The 13540-nt window shown below is 63.4% G+C and carries 6 protein-coding genes; 5 read left to right on the plus strand and 1 reads right to left on the minus strand.

Features of this window, described 5'->3' with window-relative positions; translation table 11 throughout:
- Positions 1–39: 39 nt before the first annotated feature.
- From ACWBU6_RS08620 to ACWBU6_RS08635, 4 genes are read left to right on the plus strand one after another with little or no spacing between them, the layout of a single operon-like run.
- The gene (locus ACWBU6_RS08620) at positions 40–345 is read left to right on the plus strand and encodes a DUF3579 domain-containing protein (protein ID WP_452648395.1); all 306 of its coding nucleotides are present in this window, start codon (positions 40–42) and stop codon (positions 343–345) included.
- A 40-nt stretch (positions 346–385) separates the two neighbouring features.
- Positions 386–3079 (plus strand): M16 family metallopeptidase, encoded by a 2694-nt coding sequence (locus ACWBU6_RS08625; RefSeq protein ID WP_452648396.1) that lies wholly within the window; start codon positions 386–388, stop codon positions 3077–3079.
- 9 nt (positions 3080–3088) lie between these two features.
- Positions 3089–4255, plus strand: coding sequence for a M48 family metalloprotease (locus ACWBU6_RS08630; RefSeq protein WP_452648397.1), 1167 nt, complete (start codon positions 3089–3091; stop codon positions 4253–4255).
- On the plus strand, positions 4252–9717 hold the full coding sequence (locus ACWBU6_RS08635; protein ID WP_452648398.1) for an AAA domain-containing protein: 5466 nt from the start codon (positions 4252–4254) through the stop codon (positions 9715–9717). The genes ACWBU6_RS08630 and ACWBU6_RS08635 overlap by 4 nt, the downstream gene beginning before the upstream one ends.
- A gap of 5 nt (positions 9718–9722) precedes the next feature.
- On the opposite strand, the gene ACWBU6_RS08640 is transcribed toward ACWBU6_RS08635, so the two are convergent.
- The gene (locus ACWBU6_RS08640) at positions 9723–10463 is read right to left on the minus strand and encodes a GntR family transcriptional regulator (RefSeq protein WP_452648399.1); all 741 of its coding nucleotides are present in this window, start codon (positions 10461–10463) and stop codon (positions 9723–9725) included.
- Between the two features lie 278 nt (positions 10464–10741).
- Between ACWBU6_RS08640 and ACWBU6_RS08645 the strand changes: the two genes are divergently transcribed.
- Positions 10742–13513: a TonB-dependent receptor gene (locus tag ACWBU6_RS08645; protein WP_452648400.1), complete on the plus strand. Its 2772-nt coding sequence runs from the start codon at positions 10742–10744 to the stop codon at positions 13511–13513.
- Positions 13514–13540 lie beyond the last annotated feature (27 nt).

Genomic DNA, 13540 nt, shown 5'->3' on the forward strand with positions numbered 1-13540 from the left:
TAATACTGGGGTTCCTTACAGCAACTGGGTTTCAGGTATATGGCCAGCGAGTTTTTCATTCTTGGGCTGACGACCGACGGCAAACAATTCCGTCCAAGCGACTGGGCGGAACGACTGGCCGGTGTCCTGTCGTGCTTCCGCCCGGAAGGCTCAGGCGGGCGCCACGCCCACCTGCAGTTCTCGCCCTATGTTACCCCGACCGTCGTGAATGGCATCAAGGCCGTCGTCGTCAACGAAGGCCTGCGCGAAATCCAGCCGATGGCTTACAACTTCGTTAAGGAGTTCGCCAAGGATAACCAGTTGCAGGTGGTCGAAGCCTGCCTGATACCTGACGAAAAGGCTTAAGTGTCGTAGGATAGGGTTTTGCCAACATGAGCAGAACCCTATGCAAATCAGATATGTCGCAGCACTGCTGCTGACCGCTTCTTCCGCTCTTGCCCAGAGCTTGCCCGCTGGCGTCGCCAAGGGTCCCTCCGTCGAAGGCATTACCGAGTACCGCCTGCCCAATGGACTCAAAGTCCTGCTATTCCCGGATGCGTCGAAACCGACGGTGACCGTCAACGTCACCTACCTGGTCGGATCGCGCCACGAGAACTATGGCGAGACCGGCATGGCGCACTTGCTGGAGCACCTGATGTTCAAGGGCGCGCCAAACCATCGCAATATTCCGCAACAGTTCTCCGAGCGCGGCATGGAGTACAACGGCACCACTTCGCTGGACCGCACCAATTACTACGAAGTCTTCCAGGCCAGCCCGGAGAACCTGAAATGGGCGCTGGGCATGGAAGCCGAACGCATGACCAAGTCCTTCATCGCGAAGAAAGACCTGGATTCGGAAATGACCGTCGTGCGCAACGAGTACGAGAGTGGCGAGAACAGTCCTTTCGAAGTGCTTTACAAGCGCATGGAAAGCATCGCCTACGACTGGCACAGCTACGGCCGCTCGACCATTGGCAACCGCAGCGATATCGAGAACGTCAAGATCGAGAACCTGCAAGCCTTCTACCGTACCTACTACCAGCCGGATAATGCGGTGCTGCTGGTGGCGGGCAAGTTCGACCCTTCGCAAACGCTGGCCTGGATCAGCAAGACCTTCGGCGCGATCCCTAAGCCGAAACGCAAGCTGCCGCAGTTCTGGACCGTGGAGCCGACGCAGGATGGCGAGCGCCAGTACGCGGTGCATCGCAAAGGCGATGTGCAGATCGTCCTGGTGGGCTACAAAATCCCGTCGGGCCTGCATAACGATGCCGATCCGCTGGCCTTCATGGGGCAGGTGCTGGGCGACACGCCAAACGGGCGCCTGCACAAGCAGCTGGTCGAAACGGGCAAGGCGGCCCAGGTGTTCGCCATGAGCCAGCCTGGATTTGCGCCAAGCCTGCAAATATTCGGCGCAGTGGTGAAGGTGGGCCAGCCGATCGCGCCGGTGCGCGATGAGTTGATCGCGGCGGTGGAGGGCTTTGCCAAAGCTCCGCCGACCGAAGAGGAGATGGAACGCACGCGGCGCGAATACAGCAACGCGATTGAAAAGGCGCTGAACAATCCGCAGCAGGTAGGCGTGGCCCTGAGCGAGCATATTGCGCTGGGCGACTGGCGCCTGCTGTTCCAGGGCCGTGACGGGCTGCCAACGATCACGTCGGCGCAGGTTGCGCAGGCGGCGGCGCGCTACATGAAGCGCGACAACCGCACCGTCGGTACCTTCATCCCGGATGATGCGCCGCAGCGTGCGGAAATCGGTACGGCGCCGACCGCGGCGGAACTGCTGAAGGATTACAAGGGCAAGGCAAACGCGCTCACTTCGGAGAACTTCGATCCGAGCCAGGACAACATCATGGCGCGTACGGAATTGAGGGAAGTCGGCGGCCTGAAACTGGCGCTGCTGCCGAAGAAGAATCGCGGCGAGACTGTGGCGGTCGACATGCGCCTGCACTGGGGCGACGAAAAGAACCAGTTCGGCAAACAGATCGTGGCGGCCGCGGCGGACCAGATGCTGGCGCGCGGAACCAGTAAGTATTCGCGCGCCCAGCTGGCCGATGCGATGTCGAAGCTGAAGATGTCCGGCAGCCTGTATCATTTTGAGACGACACGCGAGCACCTGTCGCCGGCGCTGCGCCTGGTGGCGCACGTGCTGAAGGAGGCTTCGTTCCCCGAGGCGGAATTCGAGCAGATGCGCCAGCAATGGATCGTCGGCATTGAAGCTTCGCGCAACGACCCGCAGGCAATGGCGGGCAGGAAGCTGGCCGAGTACTTCGACCACTGGCCGAAAGGCGACCCGCGCAGCGTGATGACGCTCGATGAACAAATCGAGGCGGTCAGGTCGATGAAGCTGGCAGACGTGAAGGCTTATCATGCCGCGTTCTATGGCGCCTCGCGCGGCGAGCTGTCGGTGGTCGGGGACTTCGACAAGGCGGAGCTGGTCAAGGTGGTTGGCGAGGAATTGGCGGGCTGGCACAGCAAGGCCGCTTATGCGCCGATCCTCGACAAACATACCGAAAAGGCCCCGACCCGCATCACGCTCGACGCGCCGGACAAGGAGAACGGCATGTTCGCCGCACGCCTCAACATTCCACTGCGCACGGACGATGCGGATTATCCTGCGCTGGAACTGGCGAACTACATCTTCGGCAATGGCGGCCTGAAATCGCGCCTGATGGACCGGATTCGCCAGAAGGAGGGCTTGTCCTACGGCGGCGGCTCCTCGCTCGATGCGGGCGACCTTGACGACGCGGGTGGTTTCACCGTTGAGGCAATTGCAGCGCCGCAGAATATGGTCAAGCTGGAAGCTGCCATCCGCCAGGAACTGGAACGCGCGGTGAAGGGCGGATTCACGGCTGCCGAAGTGGCAGGTGCCAAGTCGGGCCTGATGCAGCAGCGGGTGCAGAACCGCTCGAAGGACGACGTGGTGGCCGGCGCATGGTCGCACTTCCGCTACCTTGGCCGCACCTTCGTGTGGAGCAAGGACTATGAAGCGAAACTGAAGGCTTTGACCCCGCAGCAGGTGAGTGCGGCGTTCCGCAAGCATATCGATCCTGCGAAATTGTCCGTGGTGATCGCCAGCGATGTATCGAAGGCCAAGCGCTAAGGGGAAAGCATGGAGCTGCAGCCACTGGCCTATCACGTGAAGGTAGTCGACTACCTGCGCCGTCACGAACCCGACGTATGGCGCTGGGCCAGCGCGCGCCGCTCCGATACGGAGCATCGCGAATCGCTGCGCACGCTGCTGTTGCGCGACACTTACCGCATCGAGGAGCAAAGCCACGCCGGTGTTCACCAGATCCTGGCGCAAGCCATGGTCAGGCTTGGCATCCTGGCACCGGCCACGCTGTACCAGTCGCCCGGACAGGAAATGAATGCGGCGCTGGTGTTCGTGCCCGATGAGGTGCACATCGTCTTGCAGGGCCCTGTGCTGGAGCGCCTGTCGCAAGACGAATTGCTGGCGCTGTTCGGGCATGAGCTCGCGCATTACCTGCTCTGGTCGCAGGACGATGGCAGCTTCCTCATTGCCGACCGTATTCTCTCCGATGCGCTGGCGTCGCCCGGCGCCAGCGCGAGCCAGCGCGAAACTTTCCGCCGTTTTGCCCTGCATACGGAGCTGTTTGCCGACCGCGGCGGCGCCCTTGCAGCGGGAGCCGTGGGGCCGGCAGTATCGACGCTGGTAAAGGTGCAGACCGGGATCGGCACCGTCGATCCGGTTGCCTACCTGCGGCAGGCCAGCGAGGTCGAATCGAGCGAGGCCGGCGCAAGTATGGCGCACAGCCACCCGGAAACCTTCATCCGGGCCCGCGCACTGTCATTGTGGTGGGAAGGCGCCGCGGACCTGGATGACTGGATCGATTCGCGCATGCACGGCCGGCTGGCGCTGGCGCAACTGGACTTGCCTGGGCAGGTGCGCCTGCAGGAAATGACGCGCGGCTTCCTTGCCTATTTCCTGGCTGGCGAGTTGGCAAGCGACGCCGTGCTGGCGCAGGTGCGCATGCTGTTCCCTGACTGGAGCGAGGATGAAGCCGCGGTCGGGCCCGAAGCGTTTGGCGAAAACGCCGTCGACGGCGCGGTGCGCGATTACCTCAATGCACTCATGCTGGACCTGGCACTGGCTGATGCCGACCAACGCGAGCAAGCGCTGTTGCGCGCCGGCCAGGTGGCGCAGCGCTTGGGCAGCCTGGAAGGCCTGCGCCGCAACCTGCGCCGCGACGCCGGCTTCGGCAAACGAGAGCTGGACCGCTACAACCGTCTGCTGGACAAGGAGCTGAAAGAATGAGCGAGCGTGGCACGACGACGCGCACCGTGCGCCAACTGATCGAGGCGCAGCAAGGCGCGGCACTATCGACTGACGATGTGCTGGTGCTGCTGTTACCCCTGTTTAACCAGGTCGCCGCGCTGCACGCGCAAGGGAAGGTTGCAGCGCTCGATCCGGACAGCGTATTGGTCGGTGACGCCGGCGCCTTGTGCCTGCGCCAGGCAGGCGGCCAGGCGCCGCGCATGGACCTGGCCGCGGTCAACAGCGTGCAGCCGCATCCGGCGTCCGGCTTGAACATCGTCGGCGCGCTGGAGCAGCGGCATTCCGACGCCAAGGGGTTTGAAACCAGCAACCTGGAGGTTCAGCTGGACCTGGCTGCGGCCATCACGCGGCCGGTCCACCTGCCGGGGCCAGGCAGCTGGGAAAGCCTGGCCGGACATCACGACGAGATCAGCGACGTGTACATGCTTGGCATGCTGCTGGCCAGCCTGGCGTGCGGGCTGGACTTCCAGGACGAACATGACCTGCAGCAGTTTGCCGACGCGCGCCGCAACTTGTTCCTGCTGCATGACCGGCTGCATCCGGTTGTCGCCGCAGTCATTGTCGAGATGACGGAAGTGAACCGCCATGAACGCGCTACCGATGTGGCTGCGCTGGCGGCGCGCCTGCGCACCTGGCGCGACCAGCCGCAAGTGCTCGATGTGGCGCGTGCGCTGGCGGGCGCCAACGGTGCGGCACCGCGCCGCACGGCAGTGCTGCATCACTTGCGCGACCGCCTGTTCGACCTGTCGCGCCGCAACCGCCTGCTGTATTTCCGGCCGACGGCTGCCACCGTCAACCTGACTGTCGCCAGCGTGCCGCTGATGCTGCAGGTCGACAGCATCAGGGCAGAGCAGATCTGCACCTGGGGCGGCCCTTTCGCAGCCGAGCTGGCGGCGGGCAAGCCGGTGGCCCTGCAAAGCTGGCTGCGTTTCGACGACCAGCCGTACTTGCCGGCAGCCCTGGACCAGTTGATCAGCGAAACGCGGCGCGACCGTGCCGAATACGGTTTCAGCAACCTGCGTCTGGTGCTTGCCTTCCTGCGCTGGCACAACCTCAAGGACGCGCCGGACGAACGCATCACGACGCCACTGCTGTGGCTCCCGGTCGAACTGGTGAAACGAAAAGGGGTACGCGACCATTACGTCATACAGTGCAGCGGCGGCGAGGCGGAGTTCAATCCTGTGCTGCGACACCATTTGAACCAGCTTTACGGCATCCGGCTGGCGGAAACCGTGGACCTTGCACGCACTTCACTGGCGCAGGTGCATGCCGATATCCTGGCCCAGATCCGCCAGTCGGAACCGGCAGTCGAACTGCGCCTGGTCGAAAAAGCCTCCGTGCGCTTGGTTCGCCAGAAAGCCCTGCAGCGCTTGCAGCAGTACCAGCGCCGCCGTCCAACGGGCGCCGCCAGGCGCAGCGAAGGCTGGCTGCCGCCGTACAGCTATGCTGCCGACGACTACCGGCCGCTGGGCCGCGCGCTGTACGAACACTGGGTGCGCCCGAGTGAATTGCCGCAGCGGTTCGAGGCCGGCGCGGCGCCGTTGGCCGCGCCGCGCATGCCGCACATGGGCGAACCGGTGGTGGAGGATCGTGCCGGCTACATGCTGGAAGAAACGGAAGGCCACCGCTATGCATGGGACCTGGACCTGACCCAGGTAACGCTTGCCAATTTCAATTACCGCAAGATGTCGCTGGTGCGCGATTATGCCCAGCTGCTGGACGATCCGGCGCCGAACCCCTCGTTCGACCGCATCTTCTCGATCGAGCCGCGCGCGCTGGAGGGTGGCGTGCCGCCGCCATTGCCGCCCGTCGAACAATGGAACGTGGTAGCGGCTGACGCGACGCAAAACGCTGCCGTGCGGCTGGCGCGCACGCAGGGTAGCTTCATCATCCAGGGACCGCCCGGCACCGGCAAGTCCCAGACCATTACCAATCTGATCGCCGATTTCGCAGGCCGCGGCAAGCGCGTGCTGTTCGTGTGCGAGAAGCGGGCCGCGCTCGACGTGGTGTTCCATCGCCTGAAGCAGAGCGGGCTCGATTCCCTGTGCTGCCTGATCCACGACTCGCAGGCGGACAAGAAGGCCTTTATCGCAGACCTGCGCGGCTGCTATGAGAAATGGGTGGCGCAGCCGCCCGCCAGCGAGGCGTTGGCGGCGCGCCGTGCGCAGCTTACCGATGCCATGGCAGCGCAGCAGGCCGGCATCGACGCTTTTGAAGCGGCGTTGGCCGCTGCGCCGGCTGAACTGGGCGCCACGGTGCGCTCGCTGCTGCGACGCCTGGCGCAATCCCCGGCCGTGCCGGAAATCTCCCATGCATGGCGCGAGCGCCTGCCTGCGCTGGCATCGTGGGACCAACAACGTGACCTGGTGCAGCGCCTGCACCGCGCCATGCGCGAGCGCTTCGGCCTGGACAGCCTGGCTGCGCATCCGTTCTCGCACCTGGCGGGCTCCGTGCTCGCTGGCGAACACGCGTACGGCGGCGTGGAGAAACTATGCCATCAGGCAGAGGCCCTGCTTGACACGCTGGAGCCCTTTTTCACAGCGACGCTGCAGCAGGCGCTGCGCGATGCCACCGACAGCCAGTGGCTGCTGGATACCGGCATCGCAGGGCACCTGACCCTGCTCGACCACGCTTCGCCGCAGTACGCTGGCTTGATGACCGTGCGCAGCGCCCTGGCAGGCCACGTCCTGGCCCTGGCAACAGCGCAGGAGGCAACAGCAAACTGGCGTGACAAGCTGACCCCGTCCGACACGGCGGCGGCCCTCGAAACGGCAGTGCGCATGGAAGGCTCGGTGCTGCGCTGGCTGCAGCCGGCATGGTGGCGCATGCGCGGCGAAGTGCAGCGGCGCTATGATTTCAGCCGCCATGCCGTGCGCCCAAGCTACCGCCAAGTACTGGAAGCGTTGGCGGCGGAGCATGCTGCCCAGGCGCAGCTGGCTGCGTTTGCTGCGGCCAGCCAGCAGCAATACGGTGTGGGCGAGATGCAGGGTTTCCTGCATGCGCTGGATGAACTTGAACAGCGGCTCGCTTCGCCTGCCGGGCCGGGGCCGCTGCTGGCGCGGCTGCGCCTGTCGGCCGATCCTCTTGCTGCGGCACGCTCCGAAGCGGCTTTAAGGCAGCCATTGGCCAGCCTGGCGCATTGCGTTGCGCAAGGCCTGGTCCTGGACGCCGGCATGCCATTGGGTGAGATGGCCGAGCTGCTGCGGGACCTGCGCGAAGCGCTGGATGATTTGCCTGACATGCTGCCTTTGCTTCGCGCGGCACATGCCGCCGACCCGGCCTGTACCGAAGCACTGCAAGTCCTGGACTACGCGCCGCCAATCCTGGATGCGCTGGTAGCCGGCGAAGCATTCCGCCGCATGTTGCGGGCTGACCCGGTGCTCGCCGCTTTCAACGGCGCGGCACTGGCGCAAGCGGCAAATGCTGTGGCATCGCTGCAGCGCGAGTTGCTGGCACTGAATGCGCAGGTGGTGCAGGCCACGCAGCACGCGCGCTTCAGCGAGCACGTGCGGGTCTCGGCCACATCGGCGACCCAGCTGGATGATGATGCGAAGGCGTTCAAGAAGCAATATGCGGCCGGACGCCGTGAGCTGGAGCATGAGTTCGGCAAGAGCATGCGCCATCGTTCGATCCGCGACTTAAGCGACGACGAGACTGGCCTGGTGGTAAACGACCTGAAGCCGATATGGCTGATGAGTCCATTGTCGGTGTCGGACACGCTGCCCTTGTGCAAGGACTTGTTCGACGTGGTGATTTTCGACGAGGCCAGCCAGATACCGACCGAGGAAGCGGTGCCGGCGCTTTGCCGCGCACGCCAGGTGGTGGTAGTGGGCGATGAAATGCAGCTGCCGCCGACCAGTTTCTTCAGCGCGGGCGCGGGCGAAGGCGAAGACGAGATCATGGTGGAAGAGGGCGGTGAACGCATCGCCATCAACCTCGATGCGGACAGCCTGCTGAACCAGGCGGCGCGTAACCTGCCGGCGACTTTGCTGGCCTGGCACTACCGCAGCCGACACGAATCGCTGATCAGCTTCTCCAACGCCGCCTTCTATGAAGGGCGCCTGGTGACGATTCCCGATCGGGTGCTGGAACAGGAGTCCGAACTGGCGGCACCGCGTCGCTCCGACGATCCCGACGCCGGCTTTGCCGGGGTCGAAGCGCTGATGGCGCGCCCACTCAGCTTCCACCAAGTGGCAGACGGCCTTTATGCCGGGCGCCGTAACGAACCCGAGGCACGCTACATTGCGCATACCGTGCGTGAAATGCTGCGGCGCGAAACGGGAATGAGCCTGGGCATCGTGGCGTTCTCGGAGGCGCAGCAGGGGGCGATCGAATCCGCATTGGAGGCATTGGCGGAAGAAGATGCCGACTTTGCGATGCGCCTGGAGCGCGAGTTTGTGCGCGAAGACGATGACCAGTTCAATGGACTGTTCGTCAAGAACCTGGAGAATGTGCAGGGCGACGAACGCGATGTGATTATCTTGAGCATATGCTATGCGCCGGGCCCGGATGGAAAGATGCTGATGAATTTCGGTCCGATCAACCAGCGCGGCGGCGAAAAGCGCTTGAATGTGATCTTCAGCCGTGCGCGCCATCGGATGGCGGTGGTGTCGACCATCCATGCGGAAGCGATTACCAATGTTCACAACGACGGCGCGGCGGCGCTAAGAGCCTTCCTGCAGTTCGCACAGGCCAGCGCCACAGGCCGGTTCGAACGTGCGCAAGCGGTGCTGGGCGCGTTGAACCAGGGCGCGCGGCGCGCATTCAGCCGCGAAATCCCGCAGGACAGCATCCGGGATGCAATGGCTGCGGCCTTGCGAAAGCGTGGGCACCAGGTACACCTGGATGTCGGCCGCTCCCAGTTCCGCTGCGACCTGGCCGTCGCTGATGCAAAGGGCGCCGGTTATGCGCTCGCGATCCTGCTGGATAATCCCGGCGAAACGGTCAGCGACAGTGCAGAGCGCTATGTGTTCCGGCCCGGGGTGCTGCGCAGTTTCGGCTGGCGCGTGCTCGATATTCCAGGAAAGGACTGGCTGGATAATCCAGCCGCGGTACTGCTGCGTATCGAGGCCATGTTGTCGGCAGGGGAGGACCGGGCTTTGGACCAGGTGGTTGATCCGGTGCCGCCCGCGCCGCAGGCCTTGCCGGCCGCTGCAGTGGCAGCGGCGCCGGAGGCAGAAGCGGTGCACGGGGCTGATGCGGGCGAAGCGGCAATCGGCGCCGCAGCTGGTGGGCTGGTGCGCAGCCTGCATTTCGAACAGGGCGCTTCACGCAAGTTCTGGCGCGCTACGCTGCGCGGCCAGGAGCTGACCGTGTCCTATGGACGTATCGGCAGCAGCGGCCAGTCGCTGCTCAAGCAATTAGAAACACCGGAGCGGGCCATGCGGGAAATGGAGAAGCTGGTCGACGAAAAGCTGCGCAAGGGCTACGTCGAAGACTGAAACGCCTAAGGTGTCGAGAGTTCCGCGACGAAGTCATACATGTCGCCGCGGAAGATCGAACGGCAAAATTCCACCGCGCGGCCATCGCGCAGGAAGCCCAGGCGTTCGACGGCCAGTCCGGCATCGCCTTCCTTCGCCTGCAGCAGCTTGGCCTGTTCGCCCGTGAGCAAGAGGGCGGACAGGCGCTGCAGTGCGCGCACCGGACGGTGGCCGGCAGTCTCCAGCGCCTCATACATCGATACGTCCACCGACTCCAGCGACGGCAGCGCATCGGCCACGATGGTCGCATACTCCACGCACATCGGCACCTCGTCCGCAAAGCGGATGCGGTGGTACCGGTACACCGGCGCCCCCGGGCTTAGCCGCAGGCGCAGGGCTTCCTCCGGCGTCACGGTCCCTTCCGATTTCTTCAGCCAGACGCTGCGCGGCGTGCGTCCGCGCGAACGCATATCTTCCGAAAAGGAGGTCAGCTTGGCGAAGTTCTTTTCGATGCGGGTGTTGATGAAATTGCCGGAGCCGGGGCGCCGCACCAGCAAGCCTTCCTCCACCAGGCCGTCGATGGCCTTGCGCACCGTGATGCGGGAGATATTCAGGTCGGCTGCCAGCACGCGCTCGGCGGGCAGGGCCTCGTCGGGGCCAAACACGTGCAGGTCGATCGCTTCCCGCAACGCACGTTGCAGGAGCTGGTAAAGCGGCTGGCTGCTGGTCTGCACCAGGTCTTGCATGATCTGCGCGAGCGTTGCCATTTAGTCTCCCCTGTGTGCGGCTGATAATACCAAAAAAAGACCTTATGGCCAGCGGTATGCTGCCACTCGCACGCCGCTTGCCCTTGGGGTAGCGCTAACAGTGGGCCTTTCTAGGCAAAGTGGTATGTCTTTTCAGTACAACATGTGAAAAAAATATGAAAATTGGTAGTGATCTGGTATTCAATCGCGGTATATTGGCGCTCGATTGGTTTTGTAGTGGAGTAGCCTTTTAAAGCAGAGACCGGATCCGGCAAGGATCCACACCATTGGGGGAGTAAATGAAACACAATCAGGAAGCAGTCAAACCGCGTAACCTCACCGTGCTGACGCCGATCGCCGCTGCGACCGCGGTACTGGTACTGGGCCTGGCGGCGCCGGCCCATGCGCAGCAGCAGGACGCCAAGGAAGAAAACGTGGTGGTCGTTACTGGTATTCGTGGTTCGCTGCAGCAGTCGCTGTCGGTGAAGCGCAATGCCGCCGCCAACGTGGAGGTAATTACCGCCGAAGACGTGGGCAAGATGCCGGATAAGAACGTGGCCGACTCGCTGCAACGCCTGCCGGGCGTGAACATTTCCACTTCGGCTGCCGGCTCGGGCGGCTTCGACGAGAACGACCGCGTCAGCCTGCGCGGCACCGCGCCTTCGCTGACCCAGACCACCATCAATGGCCACAGCATTTCGTCGGGCGACTGGTTCGTGCTGGACCAGGTGGGCGGCGCTGTGGGCCGTACCGCTTCCTACTCCCTGCTGCCGTCCGAGATCGTGGGCCAGGTGGTGGTGCGCAAATCGCCGACCGCCGATCTGGTCGAAGGCGGCGCTGCCGGCACCGTGGACGTGATCACCCGCAAGCCGCTCGACTTCAAGGAGCCGCTGGTGCTGGAAGGTACCGTGCAGGCCGTGCACTCCACGCTGGCCGGCAAGACCGATCCGCAAATCTCCCTGCTGGCCAACTGGAAGAACGAGACCGGCACCCTGGGTGCCCTGGTGCAGTTGTTCTCCGAAAAGCGCAGCCTGCGCCGCGACGGCCAGGAGCTTCTGCAATGGAGCCAGATTTCCCCGACCAGCGACCTGGCCAAGGCCAAGCCAGACCTGGCGAACGTCTGGTACCCGCGCCTGATCGGCTCCTCCCTGTTCGAGCAGGAGCGTGAACGCAAAGGCGGCATGCTCAGCTTCCAGGTCAAGCCTAGCCGCGACTTCTCGCTGGAGGCTACTTATTTCAACTCCAAGCTCGAAGCGTCGAACTACAACCGCAATTACATGTCCGACATGAATGCCAACGGCACCATCGGCGGCAATGTCATTCCTGAGTCCTACACTGTACGCAACGGCACCCTGACTTCCGTAGTGTTCCCGAACAAGGGCACCGCTGCCGCTCCGCTGCGCTACGGTATCGTCGACGACATCGTGCGTGAGGGGGCCTTTGCCAAGACCCAGTTTGGCGACATCGCTGCCAAGTGGCGTCCGAATAACGACTGGACCATCAGCGGCTCGATCGGCAAGACCAAGGGTACCGGCGAGACGCCATCCCAAGGCGTGTACGAAGGTGACGTGAACAATTCGGGTGTGAGCTACCAGTTGAACGGGCTGGGTTCGCCAGCGACCGTGAAGTTCCCGAGCATCGACACGTCCAAGTTCACTGGCACCATCCTGGATTGGGTGTTTGGATACAGCCCTGCTACCACCAAGGACGAAGAAACCTATGGCCAGATGGATGCAGCGTTCAAGCTGGAGGCCGGCCCACTGCGTGAAATCAAGTTCGGCGTGCGCGGCACCAACCATAAGCGCAGCAACTTCGCTATTTCGCAAGGCCCGAACTGGGCCAACACCGAACCTGGCACCGCCAACACCAACCCGGCATGGAACGGCAACACTTACCCGAGCGACTTCGGTAAGGACCTGGGCGGCGACTTCCCGCGCAATGTGTGGGAACTGGATCGCTCCGTTTTGCAAGAGTGGGGCAACCTTCACTCCAATCGCAGCCCGGAACGCATCTACTATCCGGACATGTTCAACCTGACTGAAAAGACCAAGGCGGTCTACGCCATGGGTGAATTCGAAGGAGACATGTGGAGCGGCAATGCCGGGGTGCGTGTGGTGCGTACCGAAGGCGTATCGAACGGATACCAGATCCTGCCAAACCAGCTGCCAGGCGGTAACCTGCCGGCCTTCCCATGGGGCGGCTTCGTGCAGCAGACCCGGATCGAGAACAACGGCACCGAAATCCTGCCAAGCGCCAACCTGCGTGTTGACGTGAGTAAGGACGTGGTGGCGCGCTTCGGCATCTCGCGCACCATGACCCGTCCTGACTTCGGCGCCTTGGGCGGCACCGTGTCCCTGACCGACGAGACCCACACCGGCAACGGCGGCAATGCGGCACTGAAGCCAACCAAGTCGAACAACCTGGATGCGACCCTGCAGTGGTACTTCGCGCCGCGCGCCCTGGCATCGGTCGGCGTGTTTTATATGGGCCTGAAGGACTATGTAGGCTACGGCAGCAGCACCGGCACTTTTATCGACAGCCGCGCATCGCAGCAGACCGGCCAGCCGGTCTTCGCACAATACGTCATCACATCGCCTGTCAACGTCGACGCGAGCGTGAAGGGTATCGAGATGAACCTGCAGATGCCGCTCGGTTCGGGCTTCGGTTGGGATGCCAACGTGACGCTGGCGGACTCCAAGCAGAAGTTCGGTTCCTGCCCGGCGACCCAGACCTCTACTTCCTCTGATCCATGCGACATGCTGGGCGCGTCGAAGACCACTGCCAACATCGGCGCGTTCTATGAGAACGACAAGTTCAACGTGCGCGTGAGCTACGCATGGCGTTCGTCCTTCCTGGCAGCCCAGGACCGCGGCACCCCGCTGTACATGGATTCGATCGGTCAACTGTCGGCGTCGTTCAACTACCAGATCACGAAGAACCTGATCTTCACGCTCAGTGGCCAGAACCTGAACGATCCGATCCTGAAGAACTACGTCTACAATAAGGATCAGCCGGCACGCTTCTACGCCAACGGTGTGCAGTACTACGCAGGTTTGCGCTTCAAGTATTGATCTCTGGGCGCAAGACCGGAACCCCGC

This window comes from Pseudoduganella sp. HUAS MS19, assembly GCF_053615455.1.

Excerpts from the sequence above, each read along its gene's own strand:
- ACWBU6_RS08625 (WP_452648396.1), top strand. The coding sequence starts at position 386 with ATGCAAATCAGATATGTCGCAGCACTGCTGCTGACCGCTTCTTCCGCT.
- ACWBU6_RS08645 (WP_452648400.1), top strand. The coding sequence starts at position 10,742 with ATGAAACACAATCAGGAAGCAGTCAAACCGCGTAACCTCACCGTGCTG.
- ACWBU6_RS08640 (WP_452648399.1), bottom strand. The coding sequence starts at position 10,463 with ATGGCAACGCTCGCGCAGATCATGCAAGACCTGGTGCAGACCAGCAGC.
- ACWBU6_RS08620 (WP_452648395.1), top strand. The coding sequence starts at position 40 with ATGGCCAGCGAGTTTTTCATTCTTGGGCTGACGACCGACGGCAAACAA.
- ACWBU6_RS08635 (WP_452648398.1), top strand. The coding sequence starts at position 4,252 with ATGAGCGAGCGTGGCACGACGACGCGCACCGTGCGCCAACTGATCGAG.
- ACWBU6_RS08630 (WP_452648397.1), top strand. The coding sequence starts at position 3,089 with ATGGAGCTGCAGCCACTGGCCTATCACGTGAAGGTAGTCGACTACCTG.